This is a genomic window from Rhodococcus sp. IEGM 1305 (assembly GCF_030058635.1).
GTDB lineage: Bacteria > Actinomycetota > Actinomycetes > Mycobacteriales > Mycobacteriaceae > Rhodococcus_F > Rhodococcus_F opacus_D.
In genome coordinates this window covers 472,796-496,318 of the sequence record NZ_JASHKX010000002.1, presented here as the reverse complement: position 1 = coordinate 496,318, position 23,523 = coordinate 472,796, and the positions used below count along the sequence as shown (strand labels likewise).

General features: G+C 65.8%; 19 protein-coding genes. 15 read left to right on the top strand and 4 right to left on the bottom strand.

Translation table 11 applies throughout. The features are described 5' to 3' along the window. Positions 1-145: 145 nt before the first annotated feature. Positions 146-2,170, bottom strand: coding sequence for an acetoacetate--CoA ligase (locus QM693_RS05900; protein ID WP_283333392.1), 2,025 nt, complete (start codon positions 2,168-2,170; stop codon positions 146-148). Positions 2,171-2,210: 40 nt separating this feature from the next. Further along, on the bottom strand, positions 2,211-3,164 hold the full coding sequence (locus QM693_RS05895) for an AraC family transcriptional regulator (RefSeq protein ID WP_283333391.1): 954 nt from the start codon (positions 3,162-3,164) through the stop codon (positions 2,211-2,213). 156 nt (positions 3,165-3,320) lie between these two features. Between QM693_RS05895 and QM693_RS05890 the strand changes: the two genes are divergently transcribed. Next, entirely contained in the window at positions 3,321-5,648 is a 2,328-nt protein-coding gene (locus QM693_RS05890; RefSeq protein ID WP_283351698.1) for an ATP-binding protein, read from the top strand. Between the two features lie 145 nt (positions 5,649-5,793). Here QM693_RS05890 and QM693_RS05885 read toward each other — a convergent pair whose 3' ends face one another. Next, a complete protein-coding gene (locus QM693_RS05885; protein ID WP_283333389.1) occupies positions 5,794-6,429 on the bottom strand; it encodes a TetR/AcrR family transcriptional regulator in 636 nt (211 codons plus the stop codon). Positions 6,430-6,580: 151 nt separating this feature from the next. On the opposite strand from QM693_RS05885, the gene QM693_RS05880 reads away from it, so the two are divergent. The 6 genes from QM693_RS05880 to QM693_RS05855 all read left to right on the top strand — a co-directional run bounded on the left by QM693_RS05880 (position 6,581) and on the right by QM693_RS05855 (position 13,198). Next, the gene (locus QM693_RS05880) at positions 6,581-7,798 is read left to right on the top strand and encodes an acetyl-CoA C-acetyltransferase (RefSeq protein ID WP_283351697.1); all 1,218 of its coding nucleotides are present in this window, start codon (positions 6,581-6,583) and stop codon (positions 7,796-7,798) included. 21 nt (positions 7,799-7,819) lie between these two features. After that, on the top strand, positions 7,820-8,551 hold the full coding sequence (locus QM693_RS05875) for an SDR family NAD(P)-dependent oxidoreductase (RefSeq protein ID WP_283351696.1): 732 nt from the start codon (positions 7,820-7,822) through the stop codon (positions 8,549-8,551). 32 nt (positions 8,552-8,583) lie between these two features. Then, positions 8,584-10,380: an acyl-CoA dehydrogenase gene (locus tag QM693_RS05870; protein WP_283333386.1), complete on the top strand. Its 1,797-nt coding sequence runs from the start codon at positions 8,584-8,586 to the stop codon at positions 10,378-10,380. 19 nt (positions 10,381-10,399) lie between these two features. Continuing rightward, the gene (locus QM693_RS05865; RefSeq protein WP_283333385.1) at positions 10,400-11,161 is read left to right on the top strand and encodes an SDR family NAD(P)-dependent oxidoreductase; all 762 of its coding nucleotides are present in this window, start codon (positions 10,400-10,402) and stop codon (positions 11,159-11,161) included. A gap of 43 nt (positions 11,162-11,204) precedes the next feature. Continuing rightward, positions 11,205-11,660, top strand: a complete 456-nt coding sequence (locus QM693_RS05860) for a MaoC family dehydratase (protein ID WP_283333384.1) — start codon at positions 11,205-11,207, stop codon at positions 11,658-11,660. Positions 11,661-12,799: 1,139 nt separating this feature from the next. Further along, entirely contained in the window at positions 12,800-13,198 is a 399-nt protein-coding gene (locus QM693_RS05855) for a DUF2510 domain-containing protein (RefSeq protein ID WP_283333383.1), read from the top strand. A gap of 667 nt (positions 13,199-13,865) precedes the next feature. Here QM693_RS05855 and QM693_RS05850 read toward each other — a convergent pair. Continuing rightward, positions 13,866-14,786, bottom strand: a complete 921-nt coding sequence (locus tag QM693_RS05850; protein WP_283333382.1) for a PaaX family transcriptional regulator — start codon at positions 14,784-14,786, stop codon at positions 13,866-13,868. Between the two features lie 238 nt (positions 14,787-15,024). On the opposite strand from QM693_RS05850, the gene QM693_RS05845 reads away from it, so the two are divergent. The 8 genes from QM693_RS05845 (at position 15,025) to QM693_RS05810 (ending at position 23,522) form a co-directional block, all read left to right on the top strand. After that, positions 15,025-15,867, top strand: coding sequence for a PaaX family transcriptional regulator (locus QM693_RS05845; RefSeq protein ID WP_283333381.1), 843 nt, complete (start codon positions 15,025-15,027; stop codon positions 15,865-15,867). A 125-nt stretch (positions 15,868-15,992) separates the two neighbouring features. After that, a complete protein-coding gene (locus QM693_RS05840) occupies positions 15,993-16,910 on the top strand; it encodes a transporter substrate-binding domain-containing protein (protein WP_283333380.1) in 918 nt (305 codons plus the stop codon). 47 nt (positions 16,911-16,957) lie between these two features. Further along, entirely contained in the window at positions 16,958-17,893 is a 936-nt protein-coding gene (locus tag QM693_RS05835; protein ID WP_283333379.1) for an amino acid ABC transporter permease, read from the top strand. Then, a complete protein-coding gene (locus QM693_RS05830) occupies positions 17,890-18,711 on the top strand; it encodes an amino acid ABC transporter ATP-binding protein (protein WP_283333378.1) in 822 nt (273 codons plus the stop codon). The genes QM693_RS05835 and QM693_RS05830 overlap by 4 nt, the downstream gene beginning before the upstream one ends. Further along, the gene (locus QM693_RS05825) at positions 18,708-19,862 is read left to right on the top strand and encodes a CapA family protein (protein ID WP_283333377.1); all 1,155 of its coding nucleotides are present in this window, start codon (positions 18,708-18,710) and stop codon (positions 19,860-19,862) included. The genes QM693_RS05830 and QM693_RS05825 overlap by 4 nt, the downstream gene beginning before the upstream one ends. Beyond that, a complete protein-coding gene (locus QM693_RS05820; protein ID WP_283333376.1) occupies positions 19,862-21,100 on the top strand; it encodes a CaiB/BaiF CoA transferase family protein in 1,239 nt (412 codons plus the stop codon). Before QM693_RS05825 ends, QM693_RS05820 begins: the two co-directional genes overlap by 1 nt. Further along, complete coding sequence (locus QM693_RS05815; RefSeq protein ID WP_283333375.1) at positions 21,097-22,263, top strand: 2-hydroxyacyl-CoA dehydratase family protein; 1,167 nt, start codon at positions 21,097-21,099, stop codon at positions 22,261-22,263. Before QM693_RS05820 ends, QM693_RS05815 begins: the two co-directional genes overlap by 4 nt. Then, positions 22,260-23,522, top strand: a complete 1,263-nt coding sequence (locus tag QM693_RS05810; protein ID WP_283333374.1) for a 2-hydroxyacyl-CoA dehydratase family protein — start codon at positions 22,260-22,262, stop codon at positions 23,520-23,522. Before QM693_RS05815 ends, QM693_RS05810 begins: the two co-directional genes overlap by 4 nt. Position 23,523: the final 1 nt, after the last annotated feature.

The window sequence follows — 23,523 nt, the reverse complement described above, 5'->3', positions numbered from 1 at the left end:
CGGCCCACCGCAGTTAGATCAACGGTATGAGCGCGCCGTTTCCGGGACATAGGTCGGCCGTGCCGGACACCGGTACACAGCCGCCACGATTCGCTCGGCGTGACGAACCGGCCGCCATGGCCAAGTAGGTCGTCTCCCTTGGTCATCAGCCATGCACCGGTGAGTTCGCAGCACGGGTGGCTGCGTAGCGGGCAAAGGTTTCCAGCAGGGACGGGTCGTCGATCGACCGTGCTTCGGCGACCGCGGCGACGTCGTTGCCTTGCAGGATGCGCTTGACCGGAACCTCAAGCTTCTTGCCTGTCCGGGTGTGCGGGATCGCCCTGACGACGATCACGTCGTCCGGCACGACTCGGGGTGAGACCGCCTCGCGGATCCGCCCGATGATGCGCTCGCGGAGCGCGTCATCGAGCTCGGCGTGCTCGGACAGTGCGACGAACAGCGGCATCCAGTACTCACCGTTCTGCTGCTCCGCCCCGATGACGAGGGCTTCCTCTACCTCCGGGAGTTCTTCGACGACGCGATAGATGTCGGCGGTACCGAACCGGATCCCGTTACGGTTCAGCGTGGAATCAGATCGTCCGTGGACGATCACGGTGTTGCGCTCGGTGATGGTGACCCAGTCACCATGCCGCCAGACCCCGGGGTAGCTCTCGAAATAGGTCTCTCGGTAGCGGGCCCCGTCGCCGTCGTTCCAGAATCGGGTCGGCATGGACGGCATCGGCTGTGTCACCACCAACTCGCCCACGGCATCGCGCAGGCTGCGGCCGTCGGCGTCCCACGAGTCAAGGGCCACGCCCAGGTATGGGGCCGAGATCTCCCCGGCCCGCACCGGCAGGATCGGCACGAAGCCCGCGAACCCGCTGGCGACATCGGTTCCCCCTGTCACCGAGGCGAGCGGCACATCGCGGCCGACGTGATCGGCAACCCAGAAGTGCAACTCGGGAGCGACCACGGAGCCGGTGGCCCCGATCGTCCTCAGCCGAGACAGATCGTGGTCGGTGCCGGGTGACCGGCCGGCCCGGGCGCAGGCCTGGAGGTATGCCGGGCTCGTGCCCAGCACGGTGACCTCGTGTCGGGCTGTGAGAGCCCATAGCGCGTCGTCGGTCGGGTACGACGGACTTCCGTCGTAGCAGACGATCGTCGCGCCGACGAGGAGGCCGCTCACGAGGGAGTTCCAGACCATCCAGCTCGGCGAGGTGTACCACAGGTACGTGTCGGAAGGCCCTAGGTCGAGATGGAGGGCCAGGGCTTTGAGGTGCTCGAGCACGACTCCACCGTGGCCGTGAACAAACCCCTTCGGCTTCCCGGTCGTCCCCGAGGAGAACAGTACCCAGAGGGGGTGGTCGAACCGCACGTGCGCGGGAGTCATGGCCGGCCCACCCCCGGTGACTGCCTCGACCCAGGGCGTGGTGCCTGCGGGAACACTCGCCCCAGAGTGAAGTCGATCGACGACGAGCACCTCACGCAGCGTCGGCATCCCGGCCTGCAGGGCTGGCAGGGCCGCGAGGCGGTCGACCTCGCGTCCGCCGAAGCGGTAACCGTCGGCCGTGACGAGGACCACCGGCGCGAGCTGTCCGAGGCGGTCGACAACCGCTTCGGGTTGATAGTCCTGTCCGCAGCACGACCAGGTCGCTCCAACGCTCGCGGTGGCGAGGAAGGCGATGACCGCCTCGGCAACGTTGGGGAGGTATCCGACCACACAGTCGCCCTCGCCGACGCCCCGGGCGCGCAGCCAGTTCGCCAGCGCGGTGACCTGGCAGGCGAGTTCGGTCCAGGAAACCGTCCGCGGCCCGGGCCCGCCAGGTTCGGAATCGTCGATGATCGCTGGGCGGGACGACGTGGCGTGGCTCAGCACCATGTCCACATAATTCAGCCGCCTGCCGGGAAACCATTCGGCGAAGGGCATCTCCCGGGTTGGCAGCACCGGGCCAACGCCGGTCATGGTCACCCCGAAGTAGTCCTTCATCGACGCCCAGAACTCCTCCGGACTGGTCACCGACCAGTCCCACAAGGACTGGTAGGAGGTGGCCTCGAATCGGCCCGTCGCCTGCAGCCAGTCGATGAAGTCACTGATCCGGGCGTCGGCGATCCGTTCTGCCGAGGGCGACCAGGCGACGTCCCCGGGTCCGATCGAACTCACCTCCACGGTCGCGTCCATTCCGAAATCCATATCTGCACCCTTCTTCACGCGTTACTAGTCAGAACGGGCATCAGCAGCCGTGGCTTTCCCGATACTCGCTCGGCGAGACCCCGAAGCAGCGGTGGAACTCCCGGCGAAGGTGGCTGGGGTCGTAGAAGCACCACCGGTGAGCGATCGTCGCGATGGTCATGTCGGAGTTCACCAGCTCCTCGCGGACCGCGGCCATACGCCGTGCCCGCACGAGAGCGGTCATGGTGTCCCCGGTCAGCGAGAAGGCCCGGTGGATGGTTCGTGTCGAGACGTTATGGGCGGCCGCAAGATCCTCGATACGGATCGGACCGCTACGAAGATTGCGGGTGATCCAGTTGTCAATCTGCGCGCGCAAAGCAGCCAAGGCCGATCGACCTGTGACAGAGCCGCTCTCTGCGCGGATGATGCCGACAGTCAGTGCCACCAGCGCCCGGCGGGCCGCCTCGATCTCCGAGGGATGCATGGCTGGTAGCCGGCTCCAGACCTGGTCAATGGTCGTAAACAGGACGCCAACCAGCGGCCGGTCCTGCTCGAGCACGACACAGCCAGGAATGTTCGCGTCGCAACCAGCTGCCAGCAGCGCGGCCCGCGGCAGGGTCAGCGTGCGTTTCCTGACCCGCTCCGGCACCGAGAAGCCGTCACCGTCGTAACCGCCGGTCGCCACGACCACTGTCCCGTTCACCGGCGCGGCATCCGTGCCCGCAAAGGAAAGTCGCTCGTCGCCCCAGTCACCTGCCACGACCACGACGACATCGCGCTCAGCGGCACGATCTTTACCCAGCGACAGCACGCTTTGCAGGGGCGGGCAGTCCCAGTCCGCGAGCTGGAGGTCGCCGACGTCTCGCGAACGCACGCGAGTGGCATTGCCCCGCCTCTTGCGGTGTTGCACCGTCATGGGCCCCGAGACATCGCGGACCGCAGTCTCCCAGCGGGCCCCAGGCCCGGCCGCCTCGACGTCAAGGACATCGATTTCGGTGGCTATGGTCGCGGTCATCGGGGCCTCCCAAAGCAGTGGACTAGGTTTGATGTGCCTGTACAGCCTGCCTGTGGACCACCCCGGGGGACATTGTGTGAATGACGTATCCCATTACCTATTCGCGCTCCGGCCCGACCGCTCCCGGTCGGGCCGGAGCGTTAGTCTGGTCGGACCATGGCTTCACGGTCGGCGAACCAGCCGGACAACCTGCCCGCGGATCTGACGAGTTTCGTAGGCCGTCGATCCGAGACCCAGACTGTCCGAAAGCTTCTCTCCGTCGACCGGCTCGTCACGTTGACCGGGGTAGGCGGGGTCGGCAAAACCCGCCTCGCACTGCGGGTTGCCCGTGATATCCGCCGCGCCTTCCCAGATGGGGTTTGCCTGGTCGAACTGGCATCTCTGAAGGACCCAGACCTGCTGCCGCACACGCTGATAGATGCACTCGGGATTCGCGAGCAGTCAGCCCCCGCCCCGTTGGTCCTCACCGACTACTTGCGCCCCCGGCACACCTTGATAGTCCTCGACAACTGCGAGCACATACTCGAGGCAGCCGCGGACCTGGTGGACCGGCTGCTCCGGGCGGCGCCGAAACTGCGGATCCTCGCCACGAGCCGACAAGCGCTGATGATCGCCGGTGAGCATGTGTACCCGGTTCCAACGCTCCCGGTGCCCGACGTCGATGTCCGTCTCGCTCCCGGCTCGGCGACGCAGTTCGCGGCTGTCGACCTGTTCGCCGCCCGGGGGGCTGCGGTCGTTCCCGGCTTCGAGATCACCCCCGACAATGAACAGGCGGTCATCCAGCTCTGCCAGCGACTGGAGGGGATCCCGTTGGCGATCGAACTGGCAGCGGTACGGTTGCGCGTGCTCACGGTGGAGGACCTCGCGCATCGGCTGGATAGTCGGTTCGAGCTGCTTCGCGAGGGCAGTCGTAACTTGCCGGAGCGGCATCAGACTCTTCAGGCCCTCATCGACTGGAGCTACGAGCTGTGTACTCCGGCGGAGCAGACCCTGTGGGCGCGCGCATCAGTGTTCGCTGGTGGGTTCGGTCTTGACGCGCTCGAGGCTGTCTGCGCGGACGAGTTGCTTGCCGAGGAGGTCATTCTCGACACGGTGGCCGGGCTGACCGACAAGTCGATCTTGACCCGAGGCGAGCACGGCGGGCGTGTCAGGTTCCGCATGTTGGAGACTATCCGGGAGTACGGCCAGGCCCGACTACGAGAGTCCGGCTCCGAAGCGAAGGTGCAGCGCAGGCACAGAGATTGGTACTGGCGGCTGATCGAGAAGGCTGCCGCGGAGTGGTTCGGTCCGGGACAGGAGGCCTGGGCGGCCCTGCTCCGTGTGGAGCATCCGAACGTGCGCTCGGCGCTCGAATTCTGCCTCGCGCGGCCAGACGAGGTGCGCGTCGGACTGCGGATGGCGGGCCTGCCCTGGTTCCTCTGGGCTGCGCTCGGCTTCATGACCGAAGGCCGCCTGTGGCTGGACCGGGCGTTGGCACTGGATCAAGAACCGAGTCTCGAGCGGGTTTGGGCGCTGGGCACCGCCGCTGACATCGCTGTCTTCCAGGGCGATGAGGCTGCTGCTACTGCACTGATCGACGCCGTCCACGATCTGGCGGGCCGACTGGGCGACCCACGGGGCCTGGCTTACGCAACCCATATGCTCGGCCTACGCGAACTGGGCACCGACCCGAGCGCTGCGATTCCACTGTTGGTTGAAGCGCTCGAGCGATATGGGTGCGCCGACGTACCCGCCGACTACCCCAACAGTGTGCGCCCTGCACTGACCATTGCCTACGTGCTGTCCGGCGAGCTGGACAGAGCCTCCGAAGTGGCCGAGGAGGTTTGCGCGCAATGTGAGCAGGTCGGCGAGCGTTGGCTCTTGTCCTACGCCATGTGGGCCAGGGGCTTCCTGAAGCTTCTCCAGGGCGAGCTCGAGCAGGCCGAAGCCGATCTGTGCGAGGCGCTCCAGCTCAAGCGGTTCACCCAGGACAACCTGGGCCTGGCGTTCATCCTGGACGCTCTCGCCTGGACCGCCGCGGCGAGCGGCGATTCCGAGCGGGCCGCCGTGCTCCTCGGCGCATCGGACCAGGCCTGGCAGACCATTGGCGTCCCACTGCTCGGGGCGAAACACCTGCTCGCGCGGCGCGAACAGTTCGAGAACATGGCTCGGCGGGCGATGGGCAACCCTGGCTTCGACACCGCGTTTGCGCGTGGAGGCCAGCTCACCGTCGAGGAGATGCTGACCTTCGCGCTCCGTGAGCACCGAGTCTCCCCCGTCGAGACCCGACAGGCCGACAGCTTGTTGACACCTCGAGAGCGCGAGGTCGCGGACCTGGTGGCGCAGGGAATGTCGAGCAAGGACGTGGCGGCCAAGCTGGTCATCTCCCGACGCACCGTCGACGTACACGTGGAGCACATCTTCGCCAAACTTGGGTTCAACTCCCGCACTCAGATCGCGACCTGGGTGGCACAACGGCGCGCGCCGGAATCGCCAAATCGGTGATAGCTGGGCGGCGACTGTCGCCGACACGGTGACCTCGCGATCTCGGAGCCGCGAGATCTAGGCGGACGCCGCGGCGGGCTGTTTTTCGGCGCAGGTCTCGCCCACTTCGGTGACGTTCTCGAATCCTGCAGTCCAGCAACACGTGTCAAGAAGGCTTGTCGAGGGGTTGCCGGTCGGCGCACCCGACCATTCGAAGGGCAAGTTCGACGTAGCGAGCCGCGATAATGCGTGGGTCGGAGTAGGCGCGGGAGGGGAACCACCTGCTGACATCGACGCCGAGGGACGTGATTGCCAGCGCGGCGGCCTCGATGTCGAAGGGATGAAAGTCGCCTGCCGTTGCGCCGGCTTCGATGATTCGCTTGAACACCTTCGTGGTGGACCTGCGGATGTCCGCAATGACTGCGAAGTGCTCGGGCGAGAGCGAGCGTAGTTCGTACTGCGCGACCCGGGCGCTGGCGCGGTTGTCGGCGTGCCAGATCACGTAGGCCGTCACGGTCGACGTCAGCCGGTCGGGCGCCGCGACGTCGGGGCAATCAGCGGCGGTGATGGCCGCCAGTACCGAATGATGGCCTTCGAGGCTGATGGCGTAGAGAAGGGATTCCTTGGTCTTGTAGTGCGGGTATACGGCTCCTGGGCTCATGTCGAGGCTGGCGGCGATCTCCCGGGTGGTGGTGGCGCCGTACCCCTTGGCGGCGAACACCTCGATGGCCGCGGCGCGTATCCGCGCAGCGGCTTTCGAGGTACCCAGCTCGCCGACCGCTGCGGTTAGCGATGCATCCATCACACTGTTGCCTCTCGATTGGCGGGGGTTGACAGGTCTCCGCCGACACCATCAGTATATGCAAGCGCATAGAAAATATGCGGTTGCATATTTTTTGGCTACATAGCTTTCCCATCACCGTCGCCAGACGACCCGCATCCAGGAGTTCCGCATGCCCGAGGCTGTCATCGTCTCCATCGCCCGTTCCCCGATCGGCCGCGCCATGAAGGGATCGCTCAAGGGCATGCGCCCCGACGACCTCGCCGCGCAGATGGTCCAGGCAGCGCTCGACAAGGTGCCCGCGCTCGATCCCACCGACATCAACGACCTCATCCTGGGCTGCGGCCTGCCCGGCGGCGAGCAGGGATTCAACATGGGCCGCAACGTCGCCGTGCAGTTGGGCTACGACTTCATCCCCGGCACCACCATCACCCGGTACTGTTCGTCGTCGCTGCAGACCACCCGCATGGCACTGCACGCGATCAAGGCCGGTGAGGGCGACGTCTTCATCTCCGCCGGCGTCGAGACCGTGTCCCGGTTCATCGCGGGCAACTCCGACTCGCTGCCCGACACCCAGAACCCGCTGTACGCCGACGCGCAGACCCGCACCGAGAAGCTCGCCCAGGGCGGCCAGCAGTGGGTCGACCCCCGCGAGGAGGGCCTGGTCCCCGACACCTACATCGCGATGGGCCAGACCGCCGAGAACGTAGCGCAGATCACCGGCATCACCCGCGAAGAGCAGGACCGGTGGGCGGTGCGCTCGCAGAACCGCGCCGAGGCGGCAATCAACGAGGGCTTCTTCGAGCGGGAGATCACCCCGGTGACCCTGCCCGACGGCACCGTCGTGTCCACCGACGACGGCCCCCGCGCCGGCACCACCTATGAGGCTGTCAGCCAGCTCAAGCCCGTGTTCCGTCCGGATGGCACCGTCACCGCCGGTAACGCGTGCCCGCTCAACGACGGCGCCGCCGCCCTGGTGATCATGTCCGACACCAAGGCCAAGGAACTCGGGTTGACCCCGCTGGCCCGGATCGTGTCCACCGGGGTGTCCGGGCTGTCGCCGGAGATCATGGGACTTGGCCCGATCGAGGCGTCCAAGCGGGCCCTCGCCATCGCCGGACTGGGCATCTCCGACATCGACCTGTTCGAGATCAACGAGGCGTTCGCCGTGCAGGTGATCGGGTCGGCGCGGGAGCTGAACATCGACGAGGACAAGCTCAACGTCTCCGGCGGCGCGATCGCCCTCGGCCACCCGTTCGGCATGACCGGTGCCCGCATCACCGCGACCCTGCTCAACAACCTGACCACCCACGACAAGCAGTTCGGCCTCGAAACCATGTGCGTCGGCGGCGGTATGGGCATGGCCATGGTCCTCGAACGCCTCAGCTGAGAAGAAAGACAGGAAACCTCGATGGGCAACATCACGTACGACTTCACCGGCAAATCCGTCATCGTCACCGGCGCCGCCCGCGGCATCGGCCAGGCCCTGGCCCGCCACTTCGCCGAGGCCAAGGCGACCGTGTTCATGGTGGACTTCGACAAGGACGAACTCGACAAGGCCGCCCGCGAGGTCGGCGCCATCGGCATCCCCGCCGACGTCAGCGACACCGGTGACGTCGAGAACGTTGTCTCTACCGTGATCGCCGAGACCGGGCGGGTGGACATTCTGATCAACAACGCCGGGATCCTGCGCGACAAGGTGCTGTGGAAGCTGACCGACGAGGATTGGGACCAGGTCCTCAATGTCCACGCGGGCGGCACGTTTCGGTTCACCCGGGCCTGTGTGCCGCACTTCCGGAGCCAGGAATTCGGGCGGGTCGTCAACATCACCTCCTACACCGGGCTACGTGGCAACCGCGGGCAGGCCAACTACGCCACCGCGAAGGCCGGGATCATCGGGTTCACCAAGACCGCCGCGAAAGAGCTCGCCGCTTTCGGGGTCACCGTGAATGCGATCTCCCCGAACGCCGCGACCCGGATGACCGCCTCCATCCCGAAGGAGAAGATCGCCGAAGTCACCGGTCCGATCTCGCGGTTCGCCGACCCCGCCGAGATGGCCGACGCCATCGCCTTTCTCGCCTCCGAGGAAGCCGGCTACATCACCGGAGTCGTCCTCCCGGTCGACGGCGGCATCTCCATCTGAGCGCGCCCACCTTGTGAACGGAACCGATTCTCATGACTGATGTACTTTCTCGCCGCGATCTCGATTTCCTGCTCTACGAGTGGCTCGACGTGGTCGCACTGACCTCGCGTAAACGCTTCGCCGAACATTCGAAGGACACCTTCGACGCGGTGCTCGACCTCAGTGCGGACCTCGCGCACAAGCATTTCGCCACCCATAACAAGAAGGCGGACGCGCACGAGCCGACCATGCGCCCGGACGGCACCGTCGAGATGATTTCGGAGGTCAAGACGGCGCTCGACGCCTACGCGGCGGCCGGTTTGATCGCCGGGTCATTCGACGAGAGCGTCGGCGGGATGCAGTTGCCCACCACGGTGGCGCGGGCGGCGATGGCCTGGTTTCAGGCGGCTAACGCCAGCACCTCGTCCTATCCGTTCCTGACGATCGCCAACGCGAATTTGCTCGCCGAGTACGGCACCGAGCAGCAGATCGACGAGTACGTCCGTCCGATGCTCGAGGGCCGCTGGTTCGGCACCATGTGCCTGTCCGAGCCGCAGGCCGGATCCTCGCTGGCGGACATCACCACCCGCGCGGTGCCGCAGGACGACGGCAGCTACCGGGTCACCGGAACGAAGATGTGGATTTCCGGTGGCGACCACGAACTCACCGAGAACATTGTGCACCTGGTGCTGGCGAAGACCCCGGGTGGCGGCCCGGGTGTCAAGGGCATTTCGCTGTTCATCGTCCCGAAATACCTTCCCGGCGCCGACGGTGCCGCCGGCGAGCGCAACGACGTCACCTTGGTGGGCCTCAACCACAAGATGGGCAACCGCGGCACCACTAACACCCTGCTCGCGTTCGGCGACGGCACCCACACCCCCGGTGGGAAATCGGGTGCTGTCGGTTTCCTGGTCGGCGAGGAACACCGCGGCCTGTCCTACATGTTCCACATGATGAACGAGGCCCGGATCGGTGTCGGGTTCCTCGCGATCGCCCTCGGATACGTGGGATACCGCAAGTCGCTCGACTACGCGACGGTGCGGACCCAGGGCCGCCCTCTCGGCGCCAAGGACCCCTCCTCGCCGCCGGTGCCGATCATCGATCACGCCGATGTCCGCCGCATGCTGTTGGCCCAGAAGTCCTACGTCGAGGGCGCGCTCGCGCTCGGCCTCTACTGCTCACGGTTGGTGGACGAACACGACACGGCCGACGATGCGGCCACCGGCGACCAGGCGACGTTGCTCCTGGACGTGCTGACCCCGATCGCGAAGAGCTGGCCGTCGCAGTGGTGCCTCGAGGCGAACAGCCTCGCGATTCAGGTGCACGGCGGTTACGGCTACACCCGCGACTACGACGTCGAACAGTACTACCGCGACAACCGATTGAATCCGATCCACGAGGGCACGCACGGGATCCAGGGGCTGGATCTGCTGGGCCGCAAGGTCACCATGCACGACGGTGCCGGACTCTCACTGCTCGGATCGAAGATCGCTGCCACCGTCGCGCGGGCTCGGTCTCTCGGTGGCGACGCCACCGGTTACGCCGACGCCCTCGACACCGTCTGGAACCGGGTCGTCGACATCACCGCCGCCTTGTGGGCGTCCGGTGACGCGGCGGCCGCGCTGGCGAACTCGTCGGTCTATTTGGAAGCCTTCGGGCACACGGTCATCGCGTGGATGTGGCTCGAACAGCTCATCGCCACCGAGGGTAAGAGGGGTGACTTCTACGACGGAAAGCGGATGGCCGCCCGCTACTTCTACACCCACGAGTTGCCCAAGGTCGGCCCGCAACTCGATCTGTTGGCCAGCGGAGACCGGACCACTCTCGACATGAACCCCAGCTGGTTCTGAACCCCAGGAGACATCACACATGAGTGTGCTCGACAAATTCCGCCTCGACGGCCGCGTCGCCATCGTCACCGGCGCCTCGTCCGGTCTCGGCGTGGCCTTCGCTCAGGCCCTCGCCGAGGCCGGCGCGGACATCGTCCTCGCGGCGCGTCGCGTCGACAAACTGGGCGACACAGCCGCACTGGTCCGTGCCACCGGCCGACGGGCCCTGCCCGTAGCTACCGACATCGCTGATCCGGATCAGTGCACCGCTCTGGTCGACGCAGCAATGACCGAGTTCGGCCGCGTCGACGTTCTCGTCAACAACGCCGGAATCGCCACCGCCCACCCCGCCACCCGCGAAACCCCCGACCAGTTTCGCTCGGTGATCGATATCAACCTGGGCGGCTCCTACTGGACCGCCCAGGCGTGCGGGAAGGTCATGCAACCCGGCAGTTCCATCGTCAACATTTCCAGCGTCCTCGGGCTCACCACCGCCGGTCTGCCCCAGGCCGCCTACAGCGCCAGCAAAGCCGCAATCATCGGTCTGACCCGAGACCTCGCCCAACAATGGGGCACCCGCAAGGGAATTCGCGTCAACGCACTCGCCCCGGGCTTCTTCGCCTCCGAGATGACCGACCAATATCACGACGGCTACCTCGACAGCCTCGCGTCACGGATGGTGCTCGGGCGCACCGGCGATGCCACCGAACTCGCCGCCACCCTCATCTGGCTCGCCTCCGACGCCGCCGGCTACGTCACCGGACAAACACTCGCCGTCGATGGCGGCATGACCATCACCTGACCGCACCACACCCCGCAAGCCCATCGCGTCGAAAGTAACCACCATGCCCACAACCACCACCGTCGACGGGTTGAAGAACCTCGTCGGCACCACACTGGACCCCAGTGACTGGTTCGAGATCACCCAAGACCGAATCACCACCTTCGCCGACGCCACCGACGACCACCAATGGATCCATCTCGACCCGGAACGGGCCCGCACGGAAAGCCCGTTCCGGCGTACCATCGCCCACGGCTACCTCACCCTGTCGTTGCTCAGCGTCATGTTCGCGCAGGTTCTCGAAGTTCAGGGCACGTCCCTGGCGGTGAACTACGGCCTGAACAAGGTCCGGTTTCCGGCCCCCGTCCCCGCGGGATCGAAGGTCCGGCTCAACGCCGAGATAATTTCGGCCCAGGACATCAACGCCGGAGTCCAGATCGTCTCCGCAGTGACCGTGGAATGCAGTGCCACCGACAAACCCGTCTGCGTCGCCGAACCACTCTACCGATACCACCGTTAAACCCTGTGCTCGAGACCGTGGGACAGTCCCTGACAATCGACCGGTAGGCGACGTCTCACAAGCCTGTCGCGACAGCGGTTCGACAGCCCGGCAGATTCCTCGCGAACCAGCCTCGGCGCCAGAATCCGTATGGCTCATGAAACATGCGCATTCTGGAGAACACCCCTTCGCGGAACCTACACAGCATCAGATGCACTGAGTCGGGACACCTCCGCTCTATTGGAGCGTTGTCCCATCCGGGGCGCTGCCAGCCGGTTTGCCCGCCCACCAGAACGATCTGCAGCGATCGCACCGTTCGCAGGTAGTGCGCGGACATGCCCGCAGCAAGCGGAAACAGGTGTGATTAGAGGGGCCTACTTACGCATGATTACCAGACAGTCAGTTCGTGGAGTTACCCAGGCCAGCATTAAGGCGGCTCGCAATAGGTGAACACCCCCGCGCTCCGGCTCCACCCCTCCGTTCATCCATCCATAGGGTGTTCACCCATCAACCTGGTTTTGGGTCACCTATGTGCCGCGATCCACGATTTCCGCCTGATCGGGCTCAATCTAGGACGTCAAACCCGGTCTACTAGCAACTGTCGTGTACCCGTTCGCCCAGAGTTTCGACCTCGGTGGGCATTCGCGCGCGCTATAGGTGCCGGGTGGGATCGGAATGCTGGTCCGGGGCGCGTTTATCTCCGCGTCGATCAGCCAGTAGGCGTGTACCGGTTCTATTCGGTTGCGAAGAAGGCCGCAACCTTTTCAAGTACTCGCGGTCCAAACGCAATTCGGAGTTCTCCTGGCGGAGCCGTTCGAGCTCGGCTCGCGCGTCGACGTCCGGAGCGCGGTCATGTTCAATGACGGAGCGCGCCTTCACATGGGCCACCCACTTGCCGAGCAGTTGTTCGCTGACCCCGCTCTTCTTCGCGACTACGCGATCAGACGTCCGGTCTCGATCACTAGACGGGCGGACTGCTCCCGATACTCCGGGGTGTACCGCTTGCGTTTGCCCGACATATGGACATCCTTCGCGCGGGACCTGCCGTCCCGTCAGTCAGGTGTCCCCGTCAGGGGTCAACTCCAGAGTTCTCTGCACGATGTCCGCCCTGGCTATGCTGTTCTCCCTGTAGATAGTGCAGCTAAACAGAAGCGGGAAACATGACGCAGCCAGCGCCCGGTTGGTATCCAGATCCATCCGACCCTGCAAAAAAGATCTATTGGGACGGCACCGCATGGTCCGCCCCTGTTGTCACGACTTCGGCGTCCAGCCCCGGACCAAGCAGGCAAAGAGCGGTTGCGATCGGCGTCTGTGTGCTCGTTGGCATCGGATTGGCGATGTCCATGCAGTCGGTCAGTCTCCTGACCGGCTCTGGCCCGATCTGGACAGGAGTCGGAGTCGTCGGAGCAGGCGTGGCTGTTGCTTTCTTCTTTGGTGCGGCGAAGTGGGTCCGTGTGGTCGCGGCAATCATCTTGGCACTCGCGCTTGTCAACGCTCTCTACATCGAGAACCAGATGTCGAACAAGCGCGACGAACTATCGCACATCTTCGACGACTAAATTGTCCGATGTCGCATGTTGAACCGTCCCGGGTTTGATGCCGCTTCCTTCCTTGAGAACGATGCCGTTGACAGTTCGCAGGGTGTGATCTGACGACCATTCAAGGTGTGATTACCGACTGGTCAGCCCAGCCACTCCGCTACCAACGCATCACAACCCGCAATAGGTGAACACCTCTCCATCCATCTATGCCCACAGACACATCGACCCGACCGACCCTCTCCTCCATCCGCCCGCCCGTCCCTCCCAATGCCCACTCCACCATCGATCCGTTCCATCCATCCCGCACAAAGACATCCATCTACGCGCAGCGCCCCAGGCCGCCCAGCATCCGTTCGGTCGGCTGGCTGGCGCATCCAGGCTGGCTGGGATGGCTCGGCAGTGGCCCCGACGCCGCCTCCTCTCCCGGTTCGGGTACTTTGCGGGTTGGCCGACCTGACCACCACACCGATGGGGTGCCCGTGGCCTCGCGGTACCAGACGCGACGGCGAGTTCATCGATTGGAATACCCCACCTCTGTCCAGCCTCCGGCACTCGTTCGTGGCCAACCACTCCGCGAGGATGTCCTGCACGGTGGGATCGACGATGCGGTCGGGATTGTTCTCGACAACCGGAAAGTACGCACCACACCACCGACGAGTTCGCCTGTGGCGCATGCCGAGCGCTCTCAGCGTACGTCGGAGCCGAGCCTACGTGCGCCGCGCCGCAGATCCGTGCTGGTGCGGTGCACGGCGAGGTCGGCGAGTTCCGGCGCGTGCCGCTTGACGATCTCCCGCATTCTCGTTTCCGCGAGGGGGCCGAGGTTGTCGTAGATCTCGACGAAGTGACGTCGTGCCGCGTCTCTGGGCCACGGGCTGGGCAGGACTTCGGCCGGCAGATCGGGATCGATGTCGGCGAAGCTTCGCCACCGGGCCATCACCTTGGTCCTGACGATAAGGGCGTCCGCGGGGGTGGTCTGCTGCTCGGTGACTCGTGTCCGCAGCCGGGCGGTGTCGGCCACGAAACTGTCGTACTCGCGAGCAAGTTCGGGCAGATCCCACGCTTGTACCGGGTCGCCGCTGAACGAGGCACTCTTCGTGATTCGGGCGCGACTGACGGTGGCGCGGTCGACACCGACAGTTGCCAGCACAGCGCAGGCTTCTTCGGTGAGATCCCACGGCGATACCCAGACGCCGTCGTAGAGGGATCCGAGGCCAAGCGTTCGCAACCGGGTGCGGAGGGTCCGCCTCAGCTCGCGTTGGTCCTCCGGTACGGAGAACATCACGAAGGTCCAGAAACCGTCCCAGGCCCGGTCTCCCGAACCGAATCGAAAGATGCGGGTGAGCCGTTCCATGGTCAGGTCCTCGGTTTTGGGTGGGACGCCGTAGAACGTGGTCCGGCCGACTTTCGAGACGGTGACGAGTTCGCGCGCGGCGAGTCGGCGGATCGCGGCGCGCGCGGCCTGTTCGGCCAGTCCGAATTCGGCGAGCAGGTCGACCAGTACCCGCGAAGGTAACGGCTCGCGGCGCCAGAACCAGTAGTCGCCCAGCAGTGTCGTCAGGAGGCGCTGGGAATTCTGGTACTGCGGTCGCATCGGGCTGTCACTCACCGTCACAGAGTATCGGTGGTGGTCGGGTGGTCGTCCTCCTACAAAGAGTCAAAAGAAAAGGATGCATACCAGTGCCCGTTCGGGGTAACATTTGTCGCGTATTGAGAAAGGAGGCCGCCCGCACAACCAGTGTTCACGGTGGCGGATCAGATTGACCTGCCCTGCGCCCAGTGAAGGGCAGGGGTTGTTTCCGCGCGCCCTGATGCCATTTGTCGATCCGGGGAGTATCGTCACTTTTATGACGAACGTAACGGATTCGCATTATGACGCCGCCGCTGGAGTGAAGGCGCAGAGCGTCCTGCTGACGGTCCTCGGCCGCTACGTGCTCGGCCGCGACGTCCTCGTCGGTACGTCGAGCGTCCTCGACGTCCTGACTTCAGTGGGCGTCGGCGAACATGCCACCCGCTCTGCGCTCGACCGCATGGTCAGACGCGGTCTCCTGACAAAGCACCGCCACGGACGACGCACGTATGTCGGACTCACCTCGCGAGCGGAAGCCATCTTGCAGGACGGCCACGTCCGGATCTGGCGCACCGGCGCCGTCGAGAGCAGCTGGGATGGAACATGGACCCTTCTCAGTTTCAGCTTTCCCGACTCCTGGCAGAAGCAGCGCCACGAACTCCGGGCACGTCTGCAGTGGGCGGGGTTCGGCTCCCTTCAAGGAGGACTGTGGGTTTCACCGTCTACACGCGATGTCACCGATGTCCTCGACGGTGTCGAGGGCAGTGACAAGGTGCGCGTGTTCTACAGCAGGGCCGAGTCCGGGATGGACGTGCCCGCAATGCTGCGTGACGCCTGGGACATAGCGGGTATCGCCGACCGATATGCGCAGTTCCTCGACCGATGGAACGACCCGGGCAGTCGTGCGGGCGGCGCGCTGGCCACCCAACTGGTTCTGGTCACCGAGTGGCTCGAGGTAATTCGTCAGGACCCTCGATTGCCACTCGAGCACCTGCCCGCGGACTGGCCCGCGGCGCCGGCGCAGCGCCTGTTCCGCGCGCTGCACGATCAGCTCGACCCGGTCGCCCGGATGGAAGCCGGAGAACGCCTCGATCTGCGGGCCACGAACTCGGAGGCGTAGCAACTTTCGTCATATCGTTGACGGAAGTCATGTATTGAACTAACTTCGTCCTTGTTGCACGCATCACTTTCCGGCTTCAGGGACTGTTGAGTCTCGGGGCCTCTCGACCACCAAGTGAGGGACCAATGAGGCTCACTCGTTCAAAGACCTTCTGCGCCGCCGTCGCGCTATCGGCGCTGGCGCTGGCCGGGTGTACGTCGATCGATCAGAGGACCGCCGACACCGAGAAGCTGTCGGGGCCGGGCGCCAACGCCGGCGTCCTGTACGACCAACTGCCGCAGGCGATCAAGGACAAGGGTGAGATCGTCTTCGCCGGCGACTCGCACCCCCCATACCGGACCGTCGGACCGGATGGCAAAACGCTCACCGGGATGGACCCCGACGTCCAGCAGGCGCTGTCGGGAGTGCTGGGAATTCCCGTCCGGACGGAGATCACCAGCGGTCTTCCCGCCATGCTCTCCGGGATGCTCTCCGGCCGGTATGACGCCTTCAACGGCCCTGTGAAGGCGACACCGGACCGGCTCGCACAATTCGACGGTGTCCAATGGTTGACCAGCCGCACCTCCTACCTCATCCCGATGAACGGGGGCATCGACGCCGAGAACGCCGACGCGCTCTGCGGGACCCGGTCCGCAGGGGTCGTCGGATCCATCACCGAGGAACAGGTCCACAAACTGTCCGATTGGTGCGCCGCCAAGGGGCAGCCGGGGGTGGAGTTCGTCGGTCTCGCCGACACCAACGCGACACTGCTGGCAGTGCAATCCGGCCGGGCCGATTCGGCGGCGCTGACACAGAGCGGTGCGATCGATACGGCAGCGGCGCAACCGAACACGTGGCGTACCGTCGCCCAAACCGAGGAGCAGGGCGCACTCGCCGACCAGCTCGTCCTCCTGACACCGAAGACCAATGAACTCGGACCGGTCTTCTACGAGGCGTTCAAGTTGCTGTTCGAGGACGGGCAGTACCAGGAGCTGGTGAAGAAGTGGCAGCTCGAGGACATCGCCATTACCGCTCCGGTTCTCAACCCCACCCCGGCCGCATGAACCCGCGCCTGTCTGCCCCCGTCATGTCCGAAGAGCAGGGAAACTCGATGACCGCCCCAGTGTCCGCGGAACCTCACACCAGACCGAGACCCGAAGAGTTCGACGTCGCCCGGGCCCGGCCACGCCTGCGCCCCGCCCGGTGGATCATCTCGGTGATCCTCCTGGTTCTGGCCGCCCAATTCGTCAACTTTGTGGTGACCAACGAACGGTTCGCCTGGGACATCGTCTGGGGCTACCTGTTCTACCCGACGGTGCTGCAGGGTCTCGCGATGTCGGTGTTCATCACCATCGTTGGCATGACGGTCGGATCGCTGTTGGGCATCGCTCTCGCGGCCGGCCATGCCAGTGACTTCTGGCCCGTACGAATCGTGTGCCAGGCCTATGTCGGCGTCTTCCGCGGCATTCCGCCGCTGGTGCAGTTGATCTTCTGGTTCAACCTGGCCTACCTTCTGCCGGAGATTTCCGTGGGAATCCCGTTCGGACCCACGTTCGGGTCGTGGTCGTCGACCGCACTGATCAGCCCGCTCACCGCAGCCCTGATCGGCCTGAGCCTGCACGAGGCCGCGTACATGTCCGAGATCATCCGGTCCGGGCTCGGCGCGGTCGATGCCGGCCAGCGCGACGCCGCACGCGCCATGGGTTTCACCCAGTGGCGGACCTTCTCGCGCATCATCCTTCCGCAGGCCATGCGCGTCATCGTTCCCCCGACCGGAAACCAGTTCATCTCGCTACTCAAAGGCACGTCCCTGGTCTCGGTGATCGCCATGACCGACCTCCTCTTCTCCGTGCAGCTGATCTACAACCGCACGTACCAGGTGGTTCCGCTGCTGCTGGTGGCCTGCATCTGGTACCTGGTCGTCGTCTCGCTGCTCACTTTCGTGCAACGCCGACTCGAACGCCGGTACGGCAAGGGCCAACGCCGTGACGAGGGCGCTACCACCTCCTGGCGCACCACATTTCTTCGAGGAAGGGCCTCGCGATGACCGACCGAACTACCCCCGTAGTCCGGGTGACAAACCTACGCAAGACTTATCACGGCACGACCGCGCTCGACGGAGTGGACCTCGAGGTAGCCGAAGGTGAGGTCGTGGTGATCCTCGGCCCCTCCGGTTCCGGGAAATCGACCCTGGTCCGCTGCATCGACCAACTCGAGAAGATCGACGGCGGCGCCATGTACCTCGACGGCGAACTGCTGGGTTTCGCGCAGCGGCACGGAGCCCTGCGCCCACTCACCGACGAACAGGTCGCCCAGCAACGACGACGCATGGGAATGGTGTTCCAACAGTTCAACCTCTTCCCGCACTGGACCGTGCTGCGCAACATCACCGAGGCGGCCGTCGCGGTCCACGGGTTCTCGCGTGAGGACGCCCGGGTCCGTGCCGAGACGTTGCTCGAGAAGGTCGGACTGCCCGACAAGGCGCAGGCCCACCCTCGGCAACTGTCGGGTGGGCAGCAGCAGCGGGTCGCGATCGCGCGGGCGGTGGCCACCCGTCCGCGAGTGTTGCTGTTCGACGAGCCGACCAGCGCACTCGATCCCGAGCTGGTCGACGAAGTGCTCGGTGTCATCAAGGATCTCGCCCGAGCCGGGCTGACGATGATCGTTGTCACCCACGAGATGGAGTTTGCTCGACAGGTCGCTGACCGCTGCGTGTTCATGGTCGCGGGCAAGGTGGTGGAGCAGAACACCACCGAAGAGTTCTTCGAACGCCCGCAAAGCGAACGCTTGCAGCGATTCCTGAGCCGATTCACCCAATCGCTGACAGCAAGCCGTGAGCGTGAACTCGTGAAGGAGTCGCAGTGAGCCGGACCTGCACCGTCATGGCTGTCGGTGACCTCGTCCTCGACGAGCCCGACCCCGCCTCTTACTTCGCGCCGAGCGCACACCTGTTCCGGTCGGCAGACGTGGCCATCGGGCACATCGAAGTGCCGCACTCGACCAGCACCGTGCAGGCGAGCACTGACGTGCCGGCCCCGCCGGCAGACCCGCAGGCGCTCGAGGCGGTGGCAGAGGCGGGGTTTGATGTCGTCACCCTCGCGGGAAACCACTTCTACGACGTCGGTACCGAGGGTGTGCTCGACACCATCTCCTACTCGCGCAAGGCCGGCCTGCGGACCGCAGGCGGAGGGGGGAACCTTGCCGAGGCCCGGGAGCCGGCTGTCACCGAGGCGGCCGGACTGCGCGTCGGGGTACTCAGCTACAACTGCGTCGGACCGCGCGAGTCCTGGGCGGCGTCCCAGAAGGCTGGCGCCGCGTATGTGAAGGTGCTCACCCACTACGAACTCGACTCCGCCACCCCGGGTGGACCGCCGACCGTCTACACGTTCGCGGCACCGGACAGTCTCGCCCAGATGAAGGCGGACATCACCGCGTTGCGACCCCAGGTCGACGTCCTCGTCGTCGCATTGCACAAGGGAATCGGGCATACCCCGGCGGTCCTCGCCGACTACGAGTCCCCGGTGTCCTACGCAGCGATCGACGCAGGCGCCGACCTGGTGATCGGGCATCATGCCCACATCATGCGCGGCATCGAGTTCTACTGCGGAAAGCCGATCTTCCACGGGCTCGGCAACTTCGTCACGGTCACCCATGCGCTCACCCCGGTCGGCGGAGACTCCGCCGAACGCCGCGCGTGGGCCGCCCGCCGACAGGAAATGTTCGGTTTCAGCCCCGATCCGGCGATGCCGTCCTACCCCTTCCACCCCGAGAGCCGCAACACCGCCGTCGCGACGTGCACCTTCGACGCCGACGGCCTGGTCGCCGCCGGCTTCGTTCCGTGCTGGATCGACGACGACGCGCGACCGGTGCCGCTCACCGCCGACGATTCCCGCACCGAGAGCGTCGTCGAGTACATCGAGACGATCACCCGCGCAGCCGGTTTCGACACCGACTTCCACCGCGACGGTGACCTCGTGATGGTCACCGCACCCACTGCACAGCAAAGGATCCGATAATGGCTCAGCGACCCCTCGAAGGGAAGGTCGTCCTCGACCTCACCACCGCACTGGCCGGGCCGTACGCGACTCTGCTCCTCGCCGGTCTCGGTGCCCGCGTGATCAAGATCGAGAACCCCGAGCGCGGTGGGGACGCCGCACGCAACAATTCGCCATACGTCACGCCGGACGGGTTGTCGGTGAAACGCACCAGCGCGGACGACATGTCGGTGTCGATGCTGTCTCGCGGACGCAACAAGGAGTCGATGACCCTCGACCTCAAGAACCCTCACGGCAAGCAGGTCTTCCTCGACCTCGCCGGGCAGGCGGACATCGTCGTCGAGAACTACAGTGCCGGTGTCACCGCGCGACTGGGAATCGACTACGCGGCCGTCTCCGCCGCCAACCCGAGACTGGTCTACACCTCCATCAGCGGGTTCGGCAGTCAGGGCGGCCCCGGCACCGGCAAAGCGATGGACACCATCATCCAGGCGCTCAGCGGCGTGATGATGACCGCAGGCAGCCCCGGCGACGCCCCCATCCGCTTCGGTCTACCCATCGGCGACCTCGTCGCGCCCTTGTTCGCCGTCATCGGCACCCTCTCGGCCGTCATCCAGGCTGACAGCACCGGTCGGGGACAGCACGTCGACGTCTCGATGCTCGGTGCGCTGACTTCCATGGTGGCCGCGGAGCCCTTCGACGCCTTCGAGATGATCGGACTGCCCACCCGCACCGGCGCACTCGTGCCGCGGCTCGCCCCCTTCGGCACCTTCGAGGCGGAGGACGGCTACTTCGCCATCTGCGCTCCCACCGACGGATTCGCGCACGGAGTCCTGACGGCGATCGGGCGCCCCGACCTGATCACCGATCCCCGATTCGCTCGGCGCGACGGCCGCGTCCACAATGCCGACGATCTCCACGCGATGATCGGACAGTGGGCGGCCGACAAGCCCCTTGCAAAGGTGATCACGGACCTCGAAAGCCACGGTGCGCCATGCGCGGAGGTTCGCTCGCCCCGCGACGCAGTGCGCGACCCCATCGTCGTCGAACGCGGTGAGGTGGTACCTCTGACACACCCGACCTACGGAAACGTGGTCGAACTGTTCGGAAGCGGGCTGCCGATCACGATGTCCGGCAGCGAGACCACGCTCGACCGTCCCGCGCCCGCGCTCGGTGAACACACGACCCAGATCCTGGCAGATTTGCTCGGGTACGACGAGTCGCACATCGCCGACCTCGTCGAGAGTAAAGCGCTGTGACGGCGTCCTCTGCGTCTTCGGCATCGTCCGCATCGGCGCGGCTGCGCAGGCGCTACGACAGCCGGCTCGATCGTGCGCGCGCCGCCGCGGCCGACGGGACGGCGGTGATCGGGGTCGTCGGAGCGGACGTGCCGCCCGAGATCCTCGAGTCCTGCGGTGCACTCGCGTACCGGCTGTCCAGCGTCGACCGGTCACCCAGTCCCGAAGCCGTCACGCTGCTCGGGGGTGCGGTCGACGCGACCGCCTACTCGATCCTCGACCAGATCCTCGCGGGGGACGTCGATTTCCTCCGCGGACTGGTCGTGTCGCGGGACAGCCAGGCGTCGCTGCGCGTGTTCTACGTACTGCGTGCGCTGGCGGCGCAGGGCCGTCCGGTGCCGCCCGTCCACCTGCTCGACGTCCTGCATCTGCGTCGGAAGTCGACGCGCAGGTACAACACGAGTCAGATCGCCGGACTCGCCGAGACCATCACGCTATGGACTGGCCGGCCGCATACGCTCGAAAATCTTCGTGCAGCACAAACTGTCCGGGCCCGCCTCGGATGCCGACTGGTCGAGGTCCGCGAACGACGGAGATCGGCCATCCCGACAGTGTCGGGTGTCGACGCCCTCCGGTTGTTCGCGCTCAGCCAGTCCGCGGAACCCACTGAGTGCATCGCACTGGCGGAGGCGTTGCTCGCGGACCCGTCACCGATCCCGGCGGGGCCGCGCGTCTTCCTCACCGGCAGCCCACACGACCACGACCACGCCTACGCCGCGCTCGAGTCGGCGGGTGCGCGGTTGGTGGGCGACGACCACAGCTGGGGTGATGCGGTGGCGGACCTGTGGCCGGTGCCGGCCGCAGGTGACGACCTCGACAGTGCCCACAGCGCAATCGCGTTGCATCGCCTGTACTGCGGGGTGATGGCGCAGACGTCGGGGTTGACCGACCGGGCCGGCTATAGCGCCGAGGGTGTGCGGCGCGCCGCTGCGGATGCGGTCCTGTCCCTCGTCCGCCGCAACGATCCCGCACCGGACTGGGACTTTCCCGCACTGGTCCGGGAAGTCGGTGAGTGCGTGCGCACGGAGAAAGTGGCCGGGGGTGGTCGTACCTGGCCGGACAGGGAACTGGGGGAAGCCCTCCAACGGCTGACCCGGGAAGATTGCGAGGTATCCGCACGATGAGCGCAGCACATACAGCGTCACCGGAGCGGCTGGCCGCAGCGACCGCGGCCACCGCCCGCCAGAAGGAGTGGTTCGCGCAGATGCGAGCCGAGGTGGCCGCCGGCGCCCCGCTTGCGCTGGTCAACGCGGACGCACCTCAGGAAATCCTGCGCGCGATGGGGATCCCGTACGTAGTCAACCAGTGGTGGGCGTCCGTCGTGGCCGCCAAACGGTTGGGCCCGGCGAGCCTGAACACCATTGCCGGGCTGGGCTATCCGGACGACTCGTACCAGTACGACGCGATCGGACTGGGATCGATGAACCTCCCAGCCGAGCAGGCGCCCTGGGGTGGGCTGCCCCGACCGGACTTCGTTATCGCCGAGAGCAGTGGGGACGCCACCCGGAAGGTGTTTGACCTGTGGGCGCAGCATCCGGAGACCGAGTTCTTCGCGTTCGAGCGATCTTCGGCGACCACTGCACCCGACAATTGGTGGGACCTCGTCCCGCATCGGTGGGATCAGGCGTACGCTGCCGACCGATTGGACCTGATGACCGACGAGAATTGGCAACTCGTCGAGTTCCTCACCGAACGCACGGGTCGGACGTTCGACCTCGACCGCCTCGCCGCCGTGATGGATCTGGTCAACGAGCAAGCCGAGTGGAACAGGCGGACACGGGACCTGATCGCGTCCTCCCGTCCCACTCCCGTTTCGGTCAACGACAGCATCCCGGCCGTGATGATCCCGCAGTGGCACCGCGGCAGCGAGTGGGCGCGCGACGCCGCACGCGCGCTCTATGAGGAGGTCGAGCAGGCCGTGTACGCGCGCCGGGCCGTATGCCCGGACGAGCGGGTCCGCCTCATGTGGATCGGACGCGGTCTCTGGTTCGACCTAGGTCTGTACCAGCGTTTCCAGGATAAGTACGGGGCCGTCTTCGTGTGGTCCATGTACCTGGCCATCGCGGCCGACGGCTACCCTCGCTACGGGGACGACCCGATGCGGACCCTCGCCGCCCGGTTCGTCGGGTTCACCGACCAGCTCTACACACCGCCGTGGTCGTCGCAGTGGTACGTGAAGGAGGCGCTCGCCCATGGAGTCGATGCGGTCGTCCACCTCGTGGCCGACGACGTGCCCGGGGGGACCTTCACCACCGCGGCACTCGAGCAAGCCGGAATTCCCGTACTCGAAATCAATGCCAGTAACGCGGATTCGCGCGGCGACACGGCGACGGTAGTCGAGAACGCGATCGGCGGCTTTCTCGAGAGGAGAGTCCTCGGCTGAG

Bases quoted from the DNA above. Each gene is read 5' to 3' on its own strand.
- QM693_RS05900 (WP_283333392.1), bottom strand. From the start codon at position 2,170: ATGGATTTCGGAATGGACGCGACCGTGGAGGTGAGTTCGATCGGACCC.
- QM693_RS05895 (WP_283333391.1), bottom strand. From the start codon at position 3,164: ATGACCGCGACCATAGCCACCGAAATCGATGTCCTTGACGTCGAGGCG.
- QM693_RS05890 (WP_283351698.1), top strand. From the start codon at position 3,321: ATGGCTTCACGGTCGGCGAACCAGCCGGACAACCTGCCCGCGGATCTG.
- QM693_RS05885 (WP_283333389.1), bottom strand. From the start codon at position 6,429: ATGGATGCATCGCTAACCGCAGCGGTCGGCGAGCTGGGTACCTCGAAA.
- QM693_RS05880 (WP_283351697.1), top strand. From the start codon at position 6,581: ATGCCCGAGGCTGTCATCGTCTCCATCGCCCGTTCCCCGATCGGCCGC.
- QM693_RS05875 (WP_283351696.1), top strand. From the start codon at position 7,820: ATGGGCAACATCACGTACGACTTCACCGGCAAATCCGTCATCGTCACC.
- QM693_RS05870 (WP_283333386.1), top strand. From the start codon at position 8,584: ATGACTGATGTACTTTCTCGCCGCGATCTCGATTTCCTGCTCTACGAG.
- QM693_RS05865 (WP_283333385.1), top strand. From the start codon at position 10,400: ATGAGTGTGCTCGACAAATTCCGCCTCGACGGCCGCGTCGCCATCGTC.
- QM693_RS05860 (WP_283333384.1), top strand. From the start codon at position 11,205: ATGCCCACAACCACCACCGTCGACGGGTTGAAGAACCTCGTCGGCACC.
- QM693_RS05855 (WP_283333383.1), top strand. From the start codon at position 12,800: ATGACGCAGCCAGCGCCCGGTTGGTATCCAGATCCATCCGACCCTGCA.
- QM693_RS05845 (WP_283333381.1), top strand. From the start codon at position 15,025: ATGACGAACGTAACGGATTCGCATTATGACGCCGCCGCTGGAGTGAAG.
- QM693_RS05840 (WP_283333380.1), top strand. From the start codon at position 15,993: ATGAGGCTCACTCGTTCAAAGACCTTCTGCGCCGCCGTCGCGCTATCG.
- QM693_RS05835 (WP_283333379.1), top strand. From the start codon at position 16,958: ATGACCGCCCCAGTGTCCGCGGAACCTCACACCAGACCGAGACCCGAA.
- QM693_RS05830 (WP_283333378.1), top strand. From the start codon at position 17,890: ATGACCGACCGAACTACCCCCGTAGTCCGGGTGACAAACCTACGCAAG.
- QM693_RS05820 (WP_283333376.1), top strand. From the start codon at position 19,862: ATGGCTCAGCGACCCCTCGAAGGGAAGGTCGTCCTCGACCTCACCACC.
- QM693_RS05810 (WP_283333374.1), top strand. From the start codon at position 22,260: ATGAGCGCAGCACATACAGCGTCACCGGAGCGGCTGGCCGCAGCGACC.